The following is a 21,598-nucleotide window of genomic DNA, read 5'->3' as shown; positions in this document are numbered from 1 at the left end:
CCGGATCATTCTCAATACAGGTATATTACTAAACGAGTATTATATCTTAAAACTCAGGGATGTTTTACATCTGCAGGATCTAGAGTTTAGAGTTTCGGTTTACCAACCTTCTCAATTATCCCGATCTGTTCATTCATCTAATAACCAATTGGTCGAAACAAATTAGATAACCTTTTTGGGGACTAATTGAAGTAATCATAATTATAATTATACTATAAGATCCTTGAGGTTCATCGGTTAACAGTAAACCAATTTATCAAAAGTAGAAAACGGCATGAAAAGTTACTTTAAAACTTTGCACATATGTTATCATTGACCTTTTGAAGATCCTTCGACCTATTTTTAAATTGAAGGGTTTTCTCACTATATTGTGGATAAGCGCCAGCTACTTGAGCCGACAGCAGCTGCGAAACGGGAGTCACTATGTAAGTGAGGCCTCCCAGGGCATTCACGAGATCATCGAAACCAGGTTCAAGCGTATCATGGATGCTGTGCGGGACAAGGAGCAGAATTTTAATCCCAGGACACACGTTCTACTCATGCAAGAGGACTCGCTGTTCTGGAGTTACCTTATTAAGATCGGGTTGAGGAACCAGATAAAGAACGTAATGGCTGACCTTCCGCCCTCGAAGTATCGAGCCATATACGTTGTCTTTGGCGCCGATATCACCCGTCTCCGATGAGGCTACTTCTGCATTAATTAACCAAAACAGATGAATGAATAATTAGAAAAATAATTTAGAATTATCTCTTTTTATGGCAGTAAAATACTTAACTCAAGAAGAAGCTCAACGCTTCTTTTCTAAAATCCACGATCGTCGCGATTCGGGCTTTGTGCAAGCTGATGTATGATTTTTGGTTTAAGGACTCTTCGGAGGTGGGCAAACTCACCATCAGATAATGGCCAAACCACTACAAAATGCAGCGATGGTAATCGATGCGGTTTTTGTCCTGGCGCAGGCCGTGGTCTTCCAGCCTTAATTGTCTTTGTCAATATCGGGAGCAGTCCAAAACTCAGTATCACCGCGTGAATTCACAGATAACACTCCCCCGTAAAACGCGGCATTAAACAGCACACGAAAGGTCCCGAACGACTGGCCGCGCCATTGTGGCCGGAAGCCTAAAAGAAGTACATGACCGTCACCATGGTAGACATCCAGGGCGGCGGCGTATCCTTGAATATATTTTTGCCCGAGCATGTAGCCGGAAGCCAGGGGTGAACCCTTCTTTTGGAAAGCCGCCAGCGCCGTACCCTCGAAATCTTCCAGGGTGGTAAAAACCGGACTGCGGCTAACGAAAATTTTTGTCCGTGGTGGCATACCGGCCATCACCGGATGTGTCTGATCGACATCGACTTGCACAATGGATGCGCCAACGAAATAATCTTTACGTTTTAAGGTGTCAATCACGCTTTTCACCGGCAAATGCAGTTGCTCTATAGCGAAAACGCTACTGTTGTTTAAACAAACCAGCGTACCGCCGCTACGGACAAACTCATCGAGGTTACGAACCCCCACAATACCAAGCCCTCCCTGGTAACGCGGAGGAACAGTGCCCTTACTAAATCCATTAAGTAGCGTTCGAGCGCGAATATCTGCCAGAATGATCACGTCAAACCTGTCGAGCAGGGAACCATGGTGAAAATCCGTATTGCCAATACTGGTGAAGGAGAAGCCATAAGATTCCAGCAGCCATCTGGTCCAACCTTCATCCATGCTTGGCTGCCAGGGCTTGTAAAGCGCAAGTCGAGGTTGCACCTCGGCTCCGCTTGACCCGCCTGTGCGTACCGCACGAATTGCGAGATCACGAACCCAATTATTTTGGTCGGATTTTGAAATGCCTGAAATCGCATATTTTGCCGGATTTGTGTCAGTAAGGGCCACGTATCGAACCTTACCTCCGGAACGTAAAGCTCTATTGATTGCCCGAAAGGAATTGTTTTCAGCAGGATCGACCAGCAAGTTGCCGCCGGAACCGGTGATCTTTCCGGGGGGTGGGAGTATCCCGGCGGCATTGGCATTCGTATTAAATCCCATTCCGGGAACGCTGTCGAATGAACTCGCATCAGTTTCTTTTGCCTGGTTGTTGGCAGATTGCCAGTCAACTGCATCTCCCAGCGGAAGAGACATGGCTTCGCGGACCTCCATAGTGAGCGGGTTTTCTGCGGCCGTCACATCCACTCCCATCATAAACGGTAAAGTCCACCCGCCGCATCGTAGGGTTGCTCAGGCGGGCCTTCAGGATACTCGCGCAAATCAGGGTAGGTCTGTATACTCATCACCTCACGTGCAAGGGCGGCAAACTCCTGGTTCATGGGAATGACCCATGTGCCTTTCGGATAGTTGATACCATCATGCCGGATCGCTCTTGAGACCTGGTAAACCTCGATGCCGCCGAAGGCCAGTCGCCGCAGCATTTCGACCGCTGCGACCGGATCCCGCTGACTTTGTGGGATAAAATAGGCGTAAGGAGGCTCCTGTTCGTACTTACGGATGGTATTGCGGCCGGCCTGGTAACGGTTGTACAGTAAGTCGTATTTATACTTTGCGGCAAAATCCAGGGTCGAGATTGATGCAGTGACCATATAGTCCACAGCATCGCGTAACCGCCACCAACCACCTTGCCAGGGACTGGAGTAAAGCGATTCCACGCGCAATTCGCGGCTGTTGGCTCGAAAATCATTTACGGTATAGAATCGTGGTGTGGCATAGCGGTAAAGAGCCGTTTCAGTCCAAAAAGCCGGAATGTTCTTGAACATCGGCATGTAGTCTATGTAGCCCGGATACCATGAGTCGAAGCCAGTCCCCATGTGTGTTGCTCCCGGCTGGCCGTTAGATTCAAGGCCGTATGCTATAGCCATGCCGATGCTGTTCACCGTTCTGGACATCAGCGGCGGCGCTTCGGCCCCGATAGGTTCGGCAAAGGGCGGCAGCCATATGCGCGTGGGGAACGGTGCGGTCTGATGGTGTACATAGATAATCTGCGGCTCCCAATGCCGCCAGGTGCGTTCGATAACGCGAGACTCGATCATATTCAACATGTAAGCATCGCGGTTATTGTCATGGCCGACATATTTTTGATAGAGTTGTTTTAAAGGCGCTACTTCGTACGGCGTGCCGACGTTTGAGCGATACCATTCCACCACGATATCTTGACCATCCGGGTTGAGAGACGGCCACAATAAAAAAACGACATTCTCCAAGATTGTTCGAATCTTTGCATCATCCACGTTGCTGAGCAAATCGTAAGCAAGCTGAATGGTGTGTTGAGCGCCGGCCACTTCGGTAGCGTGGAGGCCGCCGTTAATGTCTACGAATGCTTTGCCTTCTACGGCAAGTTCTCGTGCTTCGGTATCCGTCAGATCTTTGGGGTGCGCCAGGCGTTGTCCAATCTCGCGATACTTTTCTAAATCAGCAAGATTTTCCGGTGTGGAGATTAAGGCTAAATACCAGCGCTTGCCTTCTGTTGTACGCCCGATTTCAATAAGTTTTAAATAGTCGCTGGCTGAATCCAATCGTTGAAAATAGCTTATAGATTCATCGTAAGTTGCAAGCTTGTAATCAGCCCCGACTGTAAAACCAAGTGTCGTTTCCGGCTTTGGAATATTTGGCTGGGCGAAAGCCGGCACAATGAATATCACAACGGAAAGCAAAGCCGCAATTAACGGAGTTTTTAGTAAAGCGAGGGTCTTTTTCATTATGGTGTCTTTCTTCTTTTGAAATGATTTTGTCTTGGTTCATCTATTCAGCCTCGAAGTCTCTAAGACTCAAAGGATAAAACTATGAACGAATATAATTCTAAGCAATAAAGAAGAATTGTTACTATTCAGCCATTGGCCTTTAGCTGTTTGTTTTTAGCTTACTGATGAGATTGTTTATCATTTTTTGTTGGATTAATTGTCAATAGCCTACAGCCAAATGCAAATAGCCAGATCTAATTCTTTTTCCAATTCTTCAACAACCTCTGTTGCTCCAGGTACGGAATGCCGCTCTCGATCCACTGTTCAGCCGGCTCGTCTTTTAGGTAGTGGCCAAACCAGTGTAAAATACGGCGGTGGTAGTCGATGCGGTTTTTGTCCTGGCGCAGGCTATGGCCTTCTTTCGCATAGACCAGCAGCACCATTTGCTTTCCTTCCCGGCGGGCGGCGTTGTAATACTCGATGCCCTGGCGCCAGTCCACATTGCGGTCGTTGTCACCGACCTCGAAAAGCAGGGGCGTGTTGAGATTTTCCACATTCATCACCGGCGAGTTGCGCACATAACCATCGATATCTTTCCACGGCGGTTTCATCATACGCTCCTGGCTCACCTCAAAATGAAGGTTTTCCGGGGTACCACCAAATGCCCAGCCCACCATGCCGTACATGCTGAAGAAATCCGTCAGCCCGGCGCCGGCAATAGCGGCCGCAAAAATGTCCGTTTGCGTTACCGCAAAAGCCGCCTGGTAGCCGCCCCAGGAATGCCCGGCCAGACCGATACGTTTTTCATCCACCAGCCCCATGTCAATCACTTTTTTAACCGCGATCTCTATGGTTCGCACCGATGAGATACCGGGATCGCCACTGTCAAAGACGATGTCTGGTTGTAGCACAAAATATCCCTCGCTGGTAAAGACGCTATGATTGTAATAGTTACGCTGCGAGGGCACAGCATAACGGCGCACCATGTGAGAGCGTATTTCATAGATGTAGGTGATCATGGGATATTTTTCCCCGGGCTGGTAATCGGCCGGGTAAAACAGCGCGCCCTGCAACTTGCGGCCGTTGGCGTTGGTGTATTCAATCAGCTCGGATTTTCCCCAGGCATAATCCTTTTGAAACGGATTGGTGTTGGATACCTGCTTGCTTTTGGCAAAGTCTCTGGGAGCGACAAAATAATCAGGAGAATCGTCGAAGTTCTGGATCACATAGGCAAAAGTTTTGGCCTTTTTTGCCTTTATCAGATTAGCAACATTGGCCTCCTGCCAAACCAGGTTTTTTGGCTCTTTGCCGGGAATCACGCTGGCGTAACCATATTTCTTGCTCCATTCACCATACAGGCTCAAATACATCGGCTTTTTGACGTCAATGGTTTCTTCCTCCGGATCCAGCCGTACATAGCGGTGGATAACTTTTTCAGCTTCGCCATCGGTTACTTTCCTGCTTTTGGAGCCATCCGCCCAGAGCTGCCACACATCATATTTAGCATTAGCAAAAAATGACTTGCCGTCTTTAGCCCAAGCAACAAACCGATAGGGTGGCTTTTGTTCTACCGGGTGATCGTCTTCTTTATTGACGAAGGAGACTCCTATGTCCGCCGTGAGGTTTCGATCTTTTGCTGATTTAAAATTGTAGGTGTGGTAGTGATCGTCTTTTAAATAGACGATATTTTTCCCATCCGGGCTGATGGAATAAAGGTGGTTCACCCGCATCAGGAACTTCTGTTTTTCACCGGAATGAATATCGATGGCGTAGGCATCAAATTTCGGCCGTCCGAACATGCCTTCGAATTCGTAAGGCGTCGAATCGAGCCCAAGTACGATGGCTATATCATCCTGAACCCGGGTGCGCTCCGTGAGGTCATCCCCAAGTTGCACAAATTTGTTTTCTTTGATATGCCAGACCGCCAGGTGGGCATCCTCGCGTCGTTTCTCCGCCCGCTGCTGCTGTTCGGGAATAATACGAACATCCTTGCTGTGCCAGATCTGCAGGTCGGGTGGTTCTTCGATTTTGACACTATCGGGATTTTCTGTTTTGGTAGAATCATCCTTTGCTTCATCCACTTTCGGAGGTTTTTTTTGCCATTCCTTTGTAGCAAAAAAGAGAGATTTTCCATCTTTGGTCCATTCAAGTTGTCTTGTGTTGACGATTCGAGTGGCTGTAGGAAAACCTTCTATTTTTTCGGGGTCGAAGATATTCGCGACCGGCGCTTTGCCGGCGAGTTTCTGCCAGGCGATGATGACATGGGTCGAGTCTTCATAATCTTCATTTTTTTCAACACGGAAGGCAGCCAGATCGTCGCCTTTCTTGCGCCAGGTTAGCCCTTTGTATTCAGCCGCTTTACTGTCGAGGATTTTGAGTTGGCCTGTCGCCGCATTGAAAAGCTGAATCCCGTTACCAGCCTGGCCCTCGGCATCTATGATCAGGGCAAGCTGCGCGCCTTCTTCCCGCCATTGGTACTCAGAAACATTACCAAAGTTGAAATCTCTCCCTGTTTGCAAATCGCGCACTACAAGGTCGGCGCCCTTGCTCTTTTTTCCTTTCAGTGCATAATGCTTCATAGCTACAAACTGGCTGTTACCGCTAAAGGCAAAAGATGCTACATCTTTTATTACGGCGCTATCTTCACTAGCGAGACCGAGCAGTCCGAACTTGGTGTGAACCGGCTTCTTTTTCTTCTTGAGTTTCTTGCTTTCTTCGGCAGACACTTCAATCAAATAACCGAGCCACTGGCTGTCTTTAGAAAACTCGGGATTCGTGCCTTGCGCTAATACCTTTTGAGATTCGTCCTTTAGATTATGAAGTCGCAATTCGTTTTTGTCATTATTTCTTCGGATCGAATAGATAAGCCAATTCCCATCCGGCGACAACGCACCGCGGGAGAGTGTTTCCCATTTGCCATAATCTTTTGGAGTGACCGGTTTACGATCCTCAGATTCGGTTTGCCGGGTTGTGGCATTCGCGGCGGTCAAACTGACGAGCATGGTTGATATCAAAAACATGAATTTCATTTGGCGAAAAGTAGGCATCATACCTTATCCTCTAAAATCATAATTTGATTGTCAACCGAGAGTCAAAATTGGGATTGCAATTTTTAATTAGCGCGAGATCTAATTAATAAGTTTCTATGTTAATATTTAAAGTTTGTTATGGTGCGAATTTCTTCAACTTCAAGTCTTTTATCATTTTGAAATGCTTTATGTTACTTGATGCAAGAATCATATTGTTTTCTACTGCAGTTGCTGCAATTATGGCGTCTCCGGACCTCAAAGCCGAAGAAAGTGTGTACTCTTCAATGTAAATTGAAGCCCTGTGACCAATATTTTCAGTGAATGGTAAAATAACAAAACCATACGATGTGATAAAATCTCTTCATAGTTATGCTGGGTTTTGCTCTTTGCAACCTGTAGAAGTTCCATGTACGTTTGAATGGATAGGCGCCTGCTTTTTGATTTTTCCATGAGGGCTGCAGTTTTTTCGTTTCCCCTTTGTACCCATATGAAAATATCTGTGTCAAATATCATTGTACCTGGGTTCTCTTAAATCATTGACAATATCCAGTGTGGTTTTATCATTCTCCCCGGATAACATTCCAAAAAAAGGATGATCCATTATTTTGCCTTGTTCTTTTCTGTTTACAGGAACAATAATTCCTTTGACTTTGCCATGATATAAAACAGTAACTTTCTCATTCCGGTCAAGCGCTTTCAGTACATCGTTCATTTTATATCTCAAATCAACTACTGTAGCTTTCATGAAAGTTCTCCTTAAAATGTATAATCATAAATTTACATTTATGGAAATTGGATTTCAAGGATTATTGCCACAGGATCCTCACTTTATAAACGCAACCCGCTCCTTGCCTGGAAATCGTTTAAACTGTTGAAAATCGTGGCCGGGGATAACGCGCTCCGATGATCCGGCAAGGGCAATCATACGAGCTTGTGCTTCGACGTTTGCCACCCCGTCTTCGGGTGTAAATGTAGCAACCGGAGATTTGGTTTCCAGGTTACGGTAAAGATAGCAGTTGTCGGAAGCCAAAACGTAAGGCGGATCTGTTTCAACCAAAATATATTGGGATGAATAGGTATGGCGCGCACCGGTGAAAACCCGAATACCGGGAAAGATTTCCACATCATCGCCATTAACCAATCTTAGCTTTCCGTTGGTATTGCGGCGCACCAGGGTTAACATATCCTCCGGATCGATACCGCCGTGACGACCGCCTTCCTGCCAGGCCGCGCCGGTATAGTATTCGAACTCCGATTTTTGAATCCAAATTGTGGCATTAGGAAATAGATCGATTCCACCCATATGATCCCAGTGTGCATGGCTGATAATTATATCAGTAACCTCATCTGCTTCCAGACCAGCGAGCTGGACAGCTTTATCCGGGCGAAGATAATCGTTGATGGTAAAGCGCTCATTCCACTTCTCGCGATAGTAGCCGCAATCAAAAAGAATATTCCGATCCTTACTGCGAATGAGCCACATGACCATGGCGATGTCGATCTTTTCATCTCCAGGCGCACCGATTACCAGGCTGGATAAGGGAAACTGAGGAATCGTTGCATATCGAATCGCTTCGATTTTATAGTCGGTGCCGGTAAATGGTAAAAAATAGAGTGTGATAAGAATGGTAAGCAGGTTGTGTATCATGAGAGTTCTCCATGAATTATTGGCGGTGTTTTTGGTGATGTGTTGTTTCAACCAATATTAATGAATGATAACCTTTTTGTCAAGTCAGACTCAAAAAATGCTAAATCGGTTGAAACCAGATACAATTTTCTGCTTACTGCAAATCCATTTTTTACTTAATGTGTTAGTGGCAATTAGTTTTTTTTGAAATTGGTTTTCCACCACCTGGTCAAACCTGCAAATTGGTTAATATGTCAGAGATAAAAAATAGAATTCGACACTGGTCTTATTTTCGTCAACGACCATAAATTACCAGGATGTTGTTTGATTGTTGGATAAAGAAAAAATGAGGGTTATGGTAAGTTAGTTGTAATCCCCTTGATGTTTTATTTTTAACTATTAAATTTAATGCAAAGGAGTTATATTTATGTTATTATTTTATGTATGCTATAAAATTTTTTTACATAAACATAGGTTTTTTTATGGTACGTTCAAGTACTGACTTAGGCGCTCTTCCAAGTTATAAAAAGCCTCCTGTTAACGAGGTTTATTGTGGCTTGCGATTTCAACCTCCTGATGAGTTCTACATACCCCATATTGGTTCTCTTTGGGAAAAGTTTCGCAATGAATATCCAAAGATTCAACATGTCTCACAAATAGCTACCAGTAAAGGTGAGATTTTAATTGATGAGGCAACAGGTGTACCGATACCTAGAGTATGGTTTATAAGCAAATCAGACGATCAATTGATTCAATTTCAAATTGATCGGTTTTACTTTAATTGGCGCCGCAGAGAAAACGAATATCCTCGATATAGTCATGTCATCAAAAGTTTCGAGAAGGTTCTGGAAATTATTTTAGATTTTTTTAGCGAATTTAAGTTCGGTGATCTAGAGCCAATCGAATACGAGCTTACCTACATCAACCATATTCCCAAAGGGCAAGGATGGGATACGATTGATGATCTGCCAAAAATCTTTTCAGATTTGATTTGGAAGCAAAACAAGAAGTGCTTTTTACCGAACCCCGAAAAAGTTGCTTGGCATACAGAGTATCCTTTCCAGGAACAAAAGGGACACCTGATTGTTGATCTTAAACAAGCTATACGGACTGAAGATAAAGTTCCTTTGTTTGTTTTGGAAATGAAAACGAAAGGGATCGCTAAATCAAAAAGTAAGGAGTCTATTCGCGAATGGTTCGACTTAGCACATGAATGGATAGTTCGCGGTTTTACAGACCTGACAACTTCTGAAATTCAAAAAATTTGGGAACGTGAAAAAAATGCCTAAAATTGATTCACCAAAAAAATATAAAAGTTTTTTATCTAAAGCATATAGTGATGTAGATCTTATATACGAACCGAGTAGTGAGTTAATTGCTGAAGCATGGGTTCCAGTAGATAAACAACAAAAAGTATCTAATGTATATCGCTGCTGGACAGCCGTAACCCATGGTGGTCGGGAAAACCTAATAAATGAGTTGTTTGGTAACGAAAGGCATCCACATACACAGTCAGTATTATTAGATAGCAATGATAATGATGTAAATAATGTTATTTATCTTATAAGAACATCCAAATCTATTCTTAATCGTGAGAAATTGGCAAATAGACTTCTCTTATTGTTTATGGATGCTAAGGAAGATGATTTAGACTGTACTGGTATTACTCTTGGCTCTATTCGCTACTTTTACAGTTTTCTTCTTTTACATACAAATCTAAAACCACCAGCTATTTCATTAACGCCTGATTATAACATATATGCTTCATGGAAGGATGAAAAGAGGAGGTTATTCAGCGTGCATTTTTTACCCAATAAGGATGTCCGTTTTGTAATATTCGAACCGAATAAGAAGCATCCTCAAAGACGAAATAGGTTTTCTGGAACAACAACCTATGATGTTTTGGATGAGGTGATAGAGTCTCATTGTTTATGGGATTTGATCTCAGATGAAAGGTGATAAGATACCTGACCGTGATCATATTTCACGCTTTTGTAAACCTATGCAAGTAGAAGATGGTCAAATTCAGCCTGCTGCTTTCATGTTGAGATCCGATGAAGAAAACTTATCTGTAAATTGGTTGGAATTTCTAAACAGTCCAAACAGGGAGAGCGTACTAGCAGAAATTCGGAATATTTACTCCGCAAAGTTAAGTATAGGTGCAAGTGCAAAAATAGCGATCCTAAATGTTGGTGAAGTCCGAGATATAGTCATAAAAGAAAGTCTAGATGGACGAAATCTTGAAGTTCTTCATGAACCTGAACCAGATCATCCATCTCACAGTGAAATTTATAATTTGAGGCACGATGATGAGTTGGTTGCTGAGTTAATTCTAGAAACGGTCCATGAAACCTACCCCGCTCGTTCATAATAGAATCGAACCAGGAACGAGATAAACACTAGTAATATCTAATACTATTTTTCTGCTAACTTCTATTAAGTAAAAAATGATATTTTTGCAATATTGTCGATGCAAACCTTCCGTTAGGAGGGAACAATGATGCAGCGACTGTTACTAAATTACTAATTGAATATAGTTTGAGGAGAACCACATGAATTTCAATAACCAAAAATCAACTTGTTCTTTGTTCGTACTATTAGCGATGATCTTTAATACTTCTTTTGTAATCTCCGGAACCAACGACGATCCTCCGGAGGACAGTAAAAAAAGCGGATTCATTTTTATCCCGGCCATTTTCTACACCCCGGAAACCAAATTTGCCGGCGGTGCATCGATGATTTATTATTATCGCGGAGATAACGATTCGGCAAAGTCTCGCCCATCCACCATTCAACCCACTTTCATTTTTACCCAGAAAAACCAAATAATCGGTAGTGTTGCTGTCGATTTATACTGGCAGCAGGAGACCTATCGCTTGAATGGAGATGTCAGCTATAAGAAATTTCCGGATAAATTCTACGGCATTGGCCCTGAGACTACGGATTCTATGGAGGAAGACTTCACTCCAAAGACATTTGCCTTTTTCCTGAATTTCTACAAAAAAGTTAGTCCGGGATTAAACTTAGGATTGCTTTACGAATTCTGGGACGAATCTATCAGCGAAACAGATGCAGGCGGCCTGTTGGCATTGGGTATTATTCCCGGCAGTGCCGGTGGAACCGTGTCAGGCGCCGGTATCCTGGTAAACCGGGATACGCGAGATAATATTTTCTATCCGACCCATGGTACTTTCCACCAGTTTTCTGCAGCTTTTTTTAGTGGTGGAATTGGCAGCAATTTTAACTTTAACCGTTATATTTTAGACTTGCGAAAATATTATTCTCTAGGCACCTCAAGCGTTTTGGTGTTCCAGGGATTTGCCAGTTTTATCACCGGTAACCCGCCATTTCAATTCCTTTCCAGGCTAGGCGGCAAAAATATCATGCGGGGCTACTACGAAGGCAGGTACCGGGACAAAAATGCCCTGGTTTTTCAAACCGAATTTCGCCAACGAGTTTTTGGCCGTTTCGGTTTAGTGGGGTTTTTAGGGTTAGGTAAGGTGGCTGATGAAATTTCCGGCCTGGATTTGGAAGATGCAAAGAGTTCGTTTGGTTTGGGACTGCGCTATTTGTGGAGCAGCTCGGAAGGCATCAATATCAGGATCGATTTTGGATTTAAAGGCGGAACACCAGGACCTTATATCACCATTAATGAAGCATTTTAGTGACGTGTTTTTTTTGGTCTATGTAAAATCTGTGGCTGAGTCTGTGTAAATCTGTGGCTGAATTTGAAAGGAGTCAATTGCATGCGAATTTTTAAATCAAACCAATTATTCTCTACAATATTCTATTTGATTTTTATCAATGTACTGTTTTTAAATTTATCAGCAATAGCTCAAACGAATTCCAAGCTATTGTTTGAAATCTCAGTTCCAACCTCGGTCTATGATAAACCGATCACCGGGCGAGTTTATATTATGATCTCTCGTAAAAATAATCCTGAGCCAAGGCTTCAGATTAATCAGGTTCGGGGTACCCCCTTCTTTGGCCGCGATGTTGAAAAGCTATCCCCGGGACAGTCCGCTTTTATTGACGAAACCGATTTAGGATCACCAGTTGCCAGTCTAAGCAACATACCCGTGGGTGATTATTATGTCCAGGCTTTTGTCAACATCTATTCTGAATTTCGCCGTGCGGATGGCCATGTGGTTTGGATGCATGACGACCAATGGGAAGGGCAGCGCTGGAATGCTTCACCGGGAAACTTATACAGCGAAGTTAAGCAACTTTACCTAGATCCCGACAAAGGATATCACCTAAAAATACAAGCTGACATGGTCATTCCGCCTGTTCAAATTCCTTCTGACTCAAAGTGGGTTAAACGGTTTCGCTTTGAAAGTTCTATGCTTACTCAATTTTGGGGACGTCCGATTTATCTCGGGGCCACTGTCCTTCTACCGCGGGATTACGAGAAGGAGAAAATTCACTATCCCGTGATCTACCGTCAGGGTCATTTTTCTTTGTCAGCTCCACTACGTTTCAGGGAAGGAAGCGATCTTTACGATGAGTGGATCAAAGACAATTTCCCCAGGATGATCGTGGTTACTTTTCAGCATCCCAATCCTTATTATGATGATTCCTATGCGGTCAATTCCGTCAACGTGGGGCCTTATGGCGATGCTATCATGCAGGAGTTGATCCCGGAAGTTGAACAGCGATTCCGAATTATTCGGGAGCCCTATGCCCGAATCCTCACCGGAGGCTCCACCGGCGGTTGGGAAGCGTTGGCGCTACAATTTTTCCAGACGGATTTCTTTGGCGGCACCTGGGCATACTGCCCGGACCCTGTTACATTTGCCAGCTATGAAGGCATCGACATCTATGAGGATGAAAATGCGTTTTATAAACAATACGAGTGGTATCGCACTCCCACTCCAAATATCCGTGATATCTTCGGACAGGTGCGTTTGACAGCAGAACAAAAAAATCATTTCGAACTGGTTTGCGGTACCAAAGGCAGATCGGGAAGGCAGATGGACATTTGGTCAGCGGTTTATGGACCGGTAGGTGAGGATGGTTATTACAAACCACTTTTCGACAAGTATAGCGGTGTGATCGACAAAGAGGTTGCTTTATACTGGAAAGAAAACTACGATTTGCTTTACTTCCTGCAAAAGAACTGGTCTGATGTAGGGCCTAAATTGATTGACAAGCTGCACATTTACACCGGTGATATGGACACGTATTACCTGGATAAAGCAGTGGTCCTCATGGAAGAATGGATGAAAACAACCACGAATCCACAATACCCGGGATTTTTCATGTATGGCGACCGTGAGCCTCATTGCTGGAGCGGACCGGTAACACAGGCCGAACGACTGAAAGAGATTGCCCAGTACATCCTGCGGAAAAAACCAAAGGGTGCGACAACACCCTGGTGGAGATATTGACCCCTCGATGCTGTCATTTCGAGGAGTTTACGACGAGAAATATTTTTATAAATACAACAAATGACGTGTTATTAATAACTCCGGCGTAACATATCAGCTTTATAAAATTCCTTAATTAACCTGCACTATTCATGAATTTTTGCCACCAAGACTCTAAGTCAATAAGAATATGAAAGTTATAAAGAAGATTACTATGAACCAATTTTCGGTCAATATAAAAAATCAACCTTTCTTAACCTTTATTTTTTGAAGCTTTGTGTCTTTGAGTCTTGGTGGCTATGAATTATCCGGGTTAATTAATATATCTTACCCTACCCTCAATTTTTGGGTGAATGGGATCTCGGAAGCGGAATTATTTGTATGGAAGATTATTCAATTATTAAAAGGATTTTCATGAAAAGTGGTAACATTTTTTTACAACAAAAACGAAAGCCTGAATAAATCAGGCTTAAGTCCTGTTTTTATTAGCGCGCCAGGAAGGACTCGAACCCTCAACCCTCTGATCCGAAGTCAGATGCTCTATCCAATTGAGCCACTGGCGCGTCTAAAGTCTTAGCTGGGGAGCAGGGATTCGAACCCCGACCAATGGATCCAGAGTCCATCGTCCTGCCATTAGACGACTCCCCAAAACATTCAAATGGTTTCTATGCCTTTTTCTATCCTTTGCATTACAGTTTCTTTTCCGATCGCCTCTATCATCTCAAATAAACCCGGGCTAACGGCAAAACCGGTAATGACAATTCTAATTGGATGTATTAATTTTGCAGCTGGAATTCCGATTTTTGTACAAAACTCACGTAAAACGGTTTCAATGTTTTCGGCTGAAAAGTCAACAACTTGAGCAAGTTCTTTGTTGAATTCATCAAGATAGTTTTTGGTTTCCTGGGTCCAGTATTTTTTCAAGGCATTGCCGTCATAGTTTTCCGGATCTTTAAAAAAATACTTGCCCAACCTGGATAAGTCTTTCATGGTCTTCATCCGCGATTTAAAAATATCAACCACGGTTTTAAGATAACCTAATTTTGCCGGAATTTCTTCTTCGGTTATCAATTCAGCATCAATCAAATAAGGAATTACTAACTTAACCAATTCATCTGTTTTATGTTTTTTAATATACTCACTATTCACCCATTCAAGCTTCACCGAATCAAAAACCGCACTTTTTTTTGAAATCCTTTCCAAGGAAAACAAATTTATTAATTCATTTTCGCTCATAATTTCCTTATCCTCTCCAGGAGACCAACCCAGAAGTGCAATATAATTTACCAAAGCTTCAGGCAATATGCCTGATTTAGAGTATTGCTCAATCGAAGACGCACCGTGTCTTTTGCTTAATCTTTTTTTATCTGGCCCCAGGATGAGAGGCAAATGTGCAAATTCCGGCAAATGCCAATCAAGAGCATAATATAACAAAATCTGCTTCGGTGTGTTGGTTAAATGATCTTCTCCGCGAATGACATGCGAGATGGCCATATCATGATCATCTACCACAACTGCAAGATGATAAGTAGGTGTCCCATCAGCGCGTAAGATCACAAAATTTTCCATCTCAGCATTTTCAAATTCCAAGGAACCGTAAACTAGATCATCGAAACAAACAGATCCTTCCGGAACCCAAAAGCGGATTGCGGGCTTTATGCCCTGGTTTAAGTGCTCCTCTCTTTCTTTTGATGTGAATAAATAGCACTCACATATGCTCGGTTCGGAAGATTCATCACCGGGCTGCACCGATTCTGCTTCAGGTTTTTCGCAATAACACTGGTAAGCTTTGTTATTATCCAACAATTCCTGAGCAAATTTCCGGTATATATCAAGTCGTGAAGATTGGTAAACGATGTTTCCGTTAAAATTTAACCCTAACCACCGTAACCCTCCTATAATCTCATCAACCATTTCCCCGGATGAACGCTTTTTATCCGTATCTTCAATTCGCAGGAAAAATTCACCCTTGTTATTTCTGGCAAACAACCAGTTAAAAAGAGCTGTCCGGGCTCCACCAATATGCAAACTACCGGTCGGGCTGGGTGCAAATCTTACTCGAATCGATTTATTATCTGAAAGTTCAGACATTGGGTTGTGAGCTCTGTTCCACTTCCGCTACCGTCATTCGAATCCGGATGCCTCCGGTAAATCCGGAAATGCCGTTATAAAGGACAGCTAAAATAGCCGTAACAACTGTATAAAAAAGGGAGGTTAAAATTGCAATAAAAAACACCATAAAAAATCCAACAAATCCACCAATTTGCATCATCTCAGGATCAAAATCACCCATCAATGATGATGAGATCTGTGAAATAAATAAAATCATCAATAAATAAATAAAACCTATAACGAGCCCCAGGGCAAAAGACAGGATTGAAACGATTTTTACCAAAGACCACACATCAATTTGTTTTAATTCATACATGCCGATAATATTGGGATTTGGATAAGCGGAGAGGGTGGGATTCGAACCCACGGTAGACTTTCGCCTACAACGACTTAGCAGGCCGCCACCTTAAGCCACTCGGCCACCTCTCCAGTTTTTGGTTCTTTGCGGAGGGCGAGGGACTCGAACCCCCAAGGGCTTGCGCCCAGCGATTTTCAAGACCGCCGCCTTACCAATTAGGACTAGCCCTCCGAAGCTTTCAAAGCCTATTTCAATAAACAATGTCAAATTAAAATGGCGGAGAGGGTGGGATTCGAACCCACGGTAGACTTTCACCTACAACGATTTTCGAGACCGCCCGATTCAACCGCTCTCGCACCTCTCCTTTTTAGATCCTTTTTAAAAAGAGCGGGATTAAATATAAGTGTTTTTTTTTTCGATTTCAATACGTTTCTGATCTAACTGAGGCTAGAACTTATTGTAATATTGGGGAATAAGTTATCATTCATTTTCGGGTTAACTGACACATTTTGCTTCATCTTCGCGCTTTTAACGTCTATGCGGTTTATCCTCCTAGCACCGAACAAACAATTTACCCGGTAATTGCTTAACCAATTCTTTAAGCTCTAAAGTTAATAACAGCGAAAGCGATTCCGGTATAGAGAATCCTGATTTTTGTACAATTAAATCGATATGATTCGGTTGGTCTGACAAAAGGGTTAACAATTTTTCTTCATTTTCTGAAAGATCCGGCAACGGCTCTTTGAATTTCGGGTTTTCTCGTAAAAAATGGCGGATTTTGCTGTCTAACTCTTCCAGAATATCTTCCTCATTTTGTACTAATTTCGCACCCTCTTTTAATAGTTGATTCGTGCCACTACTTTTGGGACTTAATATACTTCCGGGAACTGAAAACACCTCACGATTTTGTTCAAGGGCCGCATTAGTCGTAATTAACGCGCCGCTTTTTACTCCTGCTTCAGTGATCAATACTCCAAGAGAAAGGCCACTGATGATACGATTTCTTTTGGGAAAGTTGACGGCATCCGGTTTACTGCCACACGGTAATTCTGATATCACGGCGCCTTTCTCAATAATTGATTCAGCCAGTTTTTTGTTTTCAGGAGGATATATAATGTCTAATCCACTTCCTAATACAGCAATGGTTCTGCCACCTTGTTTCAGGCAATTTATATGTGCAATGGTATCAATTCCCCGCGCCAGACCGCTGATAATTGTAAAGCCTTTTTTAACCAGGCCAATCGTTAATTTTTCAGTAACTAATTTTCCATAATCCGATGGCATTCTCGTACCTACGATGGCAATTCCTAAATAATCCTCCGACGAAATCTCACCTTTAATGTAAAGCACTACCGGAAGATCCGGAATAGATTTTAAGCTTTCCGGGTAATTGTCATTGTAATATGGCAAAATTTGTATGCCTAATCTTTTAGATTTTGTTAGTTGCTCGTCTGCAAATTTTGTGTTGTTCTTCTTGATAATATTCGTGGCGATTACTTTGTCTATGCCATTTAATGACATTAAAGCTGGCAATCCTGCACTAAATATTTCACTCGGAGATCCAAATTTGGAAATTAATTTCCTGATACGAAAAGAGCCTAATCCGGGTACTGATATTAGCCGAAGTAGAGCATGTAACTCGTCATCTTTTTGGTGTTTCATGAATCCAATTCTTTTACCATTGTCAAAATAACATTAAGGATTTCCTGAACACCAGTTCCTGTTACAGATGATAAAGGGTAGACATTGTGTCCTTTAATTTTGGGAATCTCTATCTTTTCTTGCTGAATTAAATCCATTTTGGTGATCGCAACCAGGATAGGTTTTCGAACTAATTCTTTGCTATACGATTTTAATTCATTTAGTAAAATGTCGAAATCTTTTGAAAAATTCTCACTCGTCGCCTCGAGCATGAAAAGCAATAACCGGGTACGTTCAATATGTCGCAAAAATTGCAATCCCAACCCTTTACCAATATGAGCGCCTTCCAATAGACCTGGAATGTCAGCCATCATAAAATTTTCCAATTCATTAACACGAACCAGGCCTAAATTAGGTTTTAACGTGGTGAATTCATAATCGGCGATTTTAGGATGGGCAGCCGATACCCGTGAAAGAAATGTAGATTTTCCTACATTAGGAAAACCCACAAGGCCAACATCGGCAATCATCTTCAATTCTAATCGAATATTTCGTTCTTCACCGGGTTTACCGTCACCGGCAATTCTTGGGGCTTGATTAGTGGATGATTTAAACACCGTGTTTCCAACGCCTCCCCTTCCCCCCTTGCTGACAATTTCCATTTGTTCGTTGTCCACAAGGTCTGCAATTAACTCACTTGAATCATCGTCATAAATGCAAGTACCAGGAGGAACTCGCACAATTAGAGTTTTACCGGATGCACCTGTTCTCTTTCCTCCCTCACCATTTTTTCCTCTTTCAGCTTTGAAATGTTTACGATAGCGGAAATCTAACAGGGTGTGTAAATTGGAGTCTGCTTTGAAACATATATCTCCACCAACACCGCCATTCCCACCGTCCGGACCGCCTCTTGGCACATATTTCTCCCTGCGAAAGCTGATGCAGCCATTCCCGCCATCACCCGCTTTTATATTAATTTTCGCTTCGTCGATAAACATAAAGAATAAATATGTAGAAATTTCTACTGCAATGCATCTGTGTTAATGTTATCCGATTGTAACCCCAGTTAACCAAGACTGTGGAAAAATCAAATTGTTTTCACATATTTTTATGCGAATTAAATATTATTCAAGAGACTGCGTCCTGAATCCGTCGAAGGGGATTTATTTCAACATCATGTAACATTCCGTAATTTAACAAGATTCTTCACGGTTGACAACATATTGGGGGATTCCCTAGTAAAATCGAACTATTCAGTAGTCCATCCGGTTTTCATAAATCTTCTTATTATACCTGGACTACTGTTGTTTGAGAAAATTGGTCACCCCATCTTTTACCATCCGGTTGTGTGTACATTAAATAGCACTCAAGCAAATAAAGGACAATCAAAAGAAAGCTGCCCCAAAAAGGCAGGAAACGAACGAAATTGGGTATCACTAAAATTCCATTCCTTTTTAGGGAATCCATCAAGGATATCGGCTCTTTCTTTACATTAACCACGCGTAATCTAACAAGTACTTTACCGAGGGACTGACCATGTAATAATCCATCTTTTACAAGTAAATAACCACTCGCCAATAACCAGGAGAGATAGTCGCCCAGGTGTAAATTGAAAAACAAAAACACCCAAATGGCTACGTAAATCAGTAAATCAACTAAAAAAGCAATCATCCTTAGGGATGGATTTGCATTCATCAAACATCCATGTTTTCTATAATAGCGGTTCCATATTCGGAACAACTTAACAAGGTGGCTCCCTCAATTTGTCTTTCCAGATCATAAGTAACACGTTTTTGCTGTATGCTTAACGATAATGCTTTTTCAATGAGTTCAGCAGCTTCGACCCAACCCAAATACTGTAACATCATAACACCGGATAAAATTATAGAGCCCGGATTAACCTTGTCTTGACCGGCATATTTGGGTGCAGTTCCATGCGTAGCCTCGAAGAGTCCAATCGAATCACCTAAATTTGCTCCTGGTGCCATACCCAATCCACCGACCTGAGCAGCGCAAGCATCGGATAAATAATCTCCATTCAAATTCGTTGTTGCTATGATATCATACTCTTTCGTTCTGGTTAAGATTTGTTGAAACATACTGTCGGCAATGCGATCTTTTATTACAATTTTACCTTCCGGTGGTTTACCATTATATTTAGTCCATAATTCATCTTCGCTGATTACCTCATCCAGAAATTCATCTTTTGCCAACTCATAGCCCCAATCACGAAAAGCTCCTTCTGTAAATTTCATGATATTCCCCTTATGCATTAATGTGACATTATCACGCCTGAAGTCGATGGCATGGCGAATCGCTTTACGAATTAACCGCTTGGAGCCCGTAATACTGACCGGTTTTACTCCAACTCCCGAATCTTCCCTGACAGAACAATTCATCTCATTATTCAAGAAATCAATGACTTTCTTTGCGTCATCCGTTCCTTCGCGCCATTCAATTCCGGCATACACATCTTCCGTGTTTTCTCTATAGATTACCATATCCATGTTCTCTGGATGCTTAACGGGACTTGGGACACCCGGGTAATATTTAACGGGTCGCACACATGCATAAAGATCTAGAATTTGCCTGAGAGATACGTTAAGACTTCTGAAACCACCACCCACCGGTGTAGTAAGCGGGCCCTTAATAGCTACGACAAAATCCCTTATCGCCTGAATAGTCTCCTTCGGAAGCCATTCATTGTAAAGCTGCTGTGCCTTTTCCCCGGCATAAATCTCTATCCAGACTATGGATCGCTCACCTGCATAGGCTTTTTTTATAGCAGAATCAAAAACTCTTTTTGAAGCTGCCCTAATATCGGGGCCAATGCCATCTCCTTCGATAAATGGAATACATGGATTTGAGGGTACATGCAGGCTACCGTTACTATAAGTTATTTTCTCACCATAATCAGGTATTTGAATTTTTTGATAATTATTCACAACAATCACTCCTGAAATAAAAGTAGCCGGTAATTAAGGAAAAAGTAGCCGGCCTAACGAAATTAACAGAATAATAAAAATTTTCACCTTAAATTCAAACCTATTAGCAAGGTTCTGGAGAAAGCGACAAATTCCAGATACTATAAATCCAGGTTTGTCACTTTTTAAGATTCGCGGGAAAAATACTATAAAAGAAGTGGTATCTAGGTTTGAAACGCCTTGCTCTTAAAGAATTCCATTCTTTTCTTTTTGGACGTGAGCCCCATTTTTTTTAAGTATTTCCAAGTATCTATTACACCAATTTTCGTGAAATTATAAATCTCGGAATTTAATGTTTTTTTAATCTCAAGAAAACCTAAATCGGGATTGTCGATAATGATTTTCTTGATCTTATCCTCAGTTGAATTTATGGAGGGAGCAGAAACACTTTTGGCAGCAGGTTCTTGCTTTGCTTGTTTTTCTAAATCGTCATAGTTAGCATCATCTACTTGATCAATTGTGTCTGGATCCTGTAATGATTTATCAGAATTCAAATTGAAATCTCTGGAGGCTTCTTCAATAGTGTCGTAAGCCCTGAGAATATAATGGAATTCAAGCAGTTCAAAAACTTCATAAACATCGGGGATCATGTTTGCAAGCTTAAGATCGCCGCCCCGCTCTCGAATTCCTTTGATTTCACTAATAAAAATTCCCCAGCCCGCGCTACTAATATAATCTACGTTGCCCAGTTCTATGATAATATTATAGTCACCTTTTCTCACTAGTCCATCCAGAGCACGCTCCACTTCAGCCGATGTTGTGGTATCAATATACCCTCCGACTTTTATTTGGGAGATCTTGTCTTGAGGGCCAACCTTTGAAACGGATACTTGGATTCCTTCCATATAACTCTCCTTTA

16 protein-coding genes, 5 tRNA genes and 2 pseudogenes are annotated in these 21,598 nt (G+C 42.4%); 5 read left to right on the top strand and 18 right to left on the bottom strand.

What is annotated here, in order from left to right:
- Window positions 1-802 precede the first annotated feature (802 nt).
- The 6 genes and pseudogenes from IIC38_01045 to IIC38_01020 all read right to left on the bottom strand — a co-directional run bounded on the left by IIC38_01045 (window position 803) and on the right by IIC38_01020 (window position 8,356).
- Window positions 803-994: a hypothetical protein gene (locus IIC38_01045; GenBank protein ID MCH8124542.1), complete on the bottom strand. Its 192-nt coding sequence runs from the start codon at window positions 992-994 to the stop codon at window positions 803-805.
- Window positions 978-3,697 (bottom strand): annotated as a pseudogene (locus IIC38_01040) (hypothetical protein). The gene IIC38_01045 and the pseudogene IIC38_01040 overlap by 17 nt, the downstream one beginning before the upstream one ends.
- 236 nt (window positions 3,698-3,933) lie before the next feature.
- Window positions 3,934-6,729, bottom strand: a complete 2,796-nt coding sequence (locus IIC38_01035) for a S9 family peptidase (protein ID MCH8124541.1) — start codon at window positions 6,727-6,729, stop codon at window positions 3,934-3,936.
- A gap of 115 nt (window positions 6,730-6,844) precedes the next feature.
- Window positions 6,845-7,221, bottom strand: a pseudogene (locus IIC38_01030) (type II toxin-antitoxin system VapC family toxin).
- On the bottom strand, window positions 7,211-7,453 hold the full coding sequence (locus IIC38_01025; protein MCH8124540.1) for a type II toxin-antitoxin system Phd/YefM family antitoxin: 243 nt from the start codon (window positions 7,451-7,453) through the stop codon (window positions 7,211-7,213). The pseudogene IIC38_01030 and the gene IIC38_01025 overlap by 11 nt, the downstream one beginning before the upstream one ends.
- 78 nt (window positions 7,454-7,531) lie before the next feature.
- The gene (locus tag IIC38_01020) at window positions 7,532-8,356 is read right to left on the bottom strand and encodes an N-acyl homoserine lactonase family protein (protein MCH8124539.1); all 825 of its coding nucleotides are present in this window, start codon (window positions 8,354-8,356) and stop codon (window positions 7,532-7,534) included.
- 461 nt (window positions 8,357-8,817) lie between these two features.
- On the opposite strand from IIC38_01020, the gene IIC38_01015 reads away from it, so the two are divergent.
- From IIC38_01015 to IIC38_00995, 5 genes are all read left to right on the top strand, one after another.
- Window positions 8,818-9,624, top strand: coding sequence for a TIGR04255 family protein (locus IIC38_01015; GenBank protein MCH8124538.1), 807 nt, complete (start codon window positions 8,818-8,820; stop codon window positions 9,622-9,624).
- Window positions 9,617-10,294: a hypothetical protein gene (locus tag IIC38_01010; protein ID MCH8124537.1), complete on the top strand. Its 678-nt coding sequence runs from the start codon at window positions 9,617-9,619 to the stop codon at window positions 10,292-10,294. The genes IIC38_01015 and IIC38_01010 overlap by 8 nt, the downstream gene beginning before the upstream one ends.
- On the top strand, window positions 10,284-10,706 hold the full coding sequence (locus tag IIC38_01005; GenBank protein MCH8124536.1) for a hypothetical protein: 423 nt from the start codon (window positions 10,284-10,286) through the stop codon (window positions 10,704-10,706). Before IIC38_01010 ends, IIC38_01005 begins: the two co-directional genes overlap by 11 nt.
- 181 nt (window positions 10,707-10,887) lie before the next feature.
- Complete coding sequence (locus IIC38_01000) at window positions 10,888-12,000, top strand: BamA/TamA family outer membrane protein (GenBank protein MCH8124535.1); 1,113 nt, start codon at window positions 10,888-10,890, stop codon at window positions 11,998-12,000.
- An 81-nt stretch (window positions 12,001-12,081) separates the two neighbouring features.
- Window positions 12,082-13,725, top strand: coding sequence for a hypothetical protein (locus IIC38_00995; GenBank protein ID MCH8124534.1), 1,644 nt, complete (start codon window positions 12,082-12,084; stop codon window positions 13,723-13,725).
- A gap of 468 nt (window positions 13,726-14,193) precedes the next feature.
- On the opposite strand, the gene IIC38_00990 is transcribed toward IIC38_00995, so the two are convergent.
- The 12 genes from IIC38_00990 to IIC38_00935 form a co-directional block, all read right to left on the bottom strand.
- Window positions 14,194-14,267, bottom strand: a tRNA-Arg gene (locus IIC38_00990).
- Between the two features lie 14 nt (window positions 14,268-14,281).
- Window positions 14,282-14,352: transfer RNA gene (locus IIC38_00985), tRNA-Gln, on the bottom strand.
- Window positions 14,353-14,358: 6 nt separating this feature from the next.
- The gene (locus tag IIC38_00980; GenBank protein ID MCH8124533.1) at window positions 14,359-15,795 is read right to left on the bottom strand and encodes a glutamate--tRNA ligase; all 1,437 of its coding nucleotides are present in this window, start codon (window positions 15,793-15,795) and stop codon (window positions 14,359-14,361) included.
- Window positions 15,788-16,183 carry a DUF3566 domain-containing protein gene (locus IIC38_00975; GenBank protein MCH8124532.1) on the bottom strand — a complete coding sequence of 132 codons (396 nt, stop codon included), beginning with the start codon at window positions 16,181-16,183 and terminating at the stop codon, window positions 15,788-15,790. The genes IIC38_00980 and IIC38_00975 overlap by 8 nt, the downstream gene beginning before the upstream one ends.
- Window positions 16,159-16,245 (bottom strand) — tRNA-Ser (locus tag IIC38_00970). The genes IIC38_00975 and IIC38_00970 overlap by 25 nt, the downstream gene beginning before the upstream one ends.
- Before the next feature lie 16 nt (window positions 16,246-16,261).
- Window positions 16,262-16,345 (bottom strand) — tRNA-Ser (locus tag IIC38_00965).
- Between the two features lie 43 nt (window positions 16,346-16,388).
- Window positions 16,389-16,478: transfer RNA gene (locus tag IIC38_00960), tRNA-Ser, on the bottom strand.
- Window positions 16,479-16,666: 188 nt separating this feature from the next.
- Complete coding sequence (gene dprA, locus IIC38_00955) at window positions 16,667-17,776, bottom strand: DNA-protecting protein DprA (GenBank protein ID MCH8124531.1); 1,110 nt, start codon at window positions 17,774-17,776, stop codon at window positions 16,667-16,669.
- Window positions 17,773-18,753, bottom strand: coding sequence for a GTPase ObgE (obgE, locus tag IIC38_00950; GenBank protein MCH8124530.1), 981 nt, complete (start codon window positions 18,751-18,753; stop codon window positions 17,773-17,775). Before obgE ends, dprA begins: the two co-directional genes overlap by 4 nt.
- A gap of 289 nt (window positions 18,754-19,042) precedes the next feature.
- Window positions 19,043-19,450 (bottom strand): RDD family protein, encoded by a 408-nt coding sequence (locus tag IIC38_00945; protein ID MCH8124529.1) that lies wholly within the window; start codon window positions 19,448-19,450, stop codon window positions 19,043-19,045.
- Window positions 19,450-20,700 (bottom strand): isocitrate dehydrogenase (NADP(+)), encoded by a 1,251-nt coding sequence (gene icd / locus IIC38_00940; GenBank protein MCH8124528.1) that lies wholly within the window; start codon window positions 20,698-20,700, stop codon window positions 19,450-19,452. The genes IIC38_00945 and icd overlap by 1 nt, the downstream gene beginning before the upstream one ends.
- 203 nt (window positions 20,701-20,903) lie before the next feature.
- Window positions 20,904-21,584, bottom strand: a complete 681-nt coding sequence (locus tag IIC38_00935) for an STAS domain-containing protein (protein MCH8124527.1) — start codon at window positions 21,582-21,584, stop codon at window positions 20,904-20,906.
- Between the last annotated feature and the right edge of the window lie 14 nt (window positions 21,585-21,598).

The organism is candidate division KSB1 bacterium, assembly GCA_022566355.1.
In the GTDB taxonomy this organism is placed as follows: domain Bacteria; phylum Zhuqueibacterota; class JdFR-76; order JdFR-76; family DREG01; genus JADFJB01.
This window is presented reverse-complemented; position numbering and strand designations above follow the sequence as displayed.

Bases quoted from the DNA above. Each gene is read 5' to 3' on its own strand.
- IIC38_01005 (MCH8124536.1), top strand. From the start codon at position 10,284: ATGAAAGGTGATAAGATACCTGACCGTGATCATATTTCACGCTTTTGT.
- IIC38_01035 (MCH8124541.1), bottom strand. From the start codon at position 6,729: ATGATGCCTACTTTTCGCCAAATGAAATTCATGTTTTTGATATCAACC.
- IIC38_01020 (MCH8124539.1), bottom strand. From the start codon at position 8,356: ATGATACACAACCTGCTTACCATTCTTATCACACTCTATTTTTTACCA.
- IIC38_00935 (MCH8124527.1), bottom strand. From the start codon at position 21,584: ATGGAAGGAATCCAAGTATCCGTTTCAAAGGTTGGCCCTCAAGACAAG.
- obgE (MCH8124530.1), bottom strand. From the start codon at position 18,753: ATGTTTATCGACGAAGCGAAAATTAATATAAAAGCGGGTGATGGCGGG.
- IIC38_00995 (MCH8124534.1), top strand. From the start codon at position 12,082: ATGCGAATTTTTAAATCAAACCAATTATTCTCTACAATATTCTATTTG.
- dprA (MCH8124531.1), bottom strand. From the start codon at position 17,776: ATGAAACACCAAAAAGATGACGAGTTACATGCTCTACTTCGGCTAATA.
- IIC38_01025 (MCH8124540.1), bottom strand. From the start codon at position 7,453: ATGAAAGCTACAGTAGTTGATTTGAGATATAAAATGAACGATGTACTG.
- IIC38_01000 (MCH8124535.1), top strand. From the start codon at position 10,888: ATGAATTTCAATAACCAAAAATCAACTTGTTCTTTGTTCGTACTATTA.
- IIC38_01010 (MCH8124537.1), top strand. From the start codon at position 9,617: ATGCCTAAAATTGATTCACCAAAAAAATATAAAAGTTTTTTATCTAAA.
- IIC38_00945 (MCH8124529.1), bottom strand. From the start codon at position 19,450: ATGAATGCAAATCCATCCCTAAGGATGATTGCTTTTTTAGTTGATTTA.
- IIC38_01015 (MCH8124538.1), top strand. From the start codon at position 8,818: ATGGTACGTTCAAGTACTGACTTAGGCGCTCTTCCAAGTTATAAAAAG.
- IIC38_00980 (MCH8124533.1), bottom strand. From the start codon at position 15,795: ATGTCTGAACTTTCAGATAATAAATCGATTCGAGTAAGATTTGCACCC.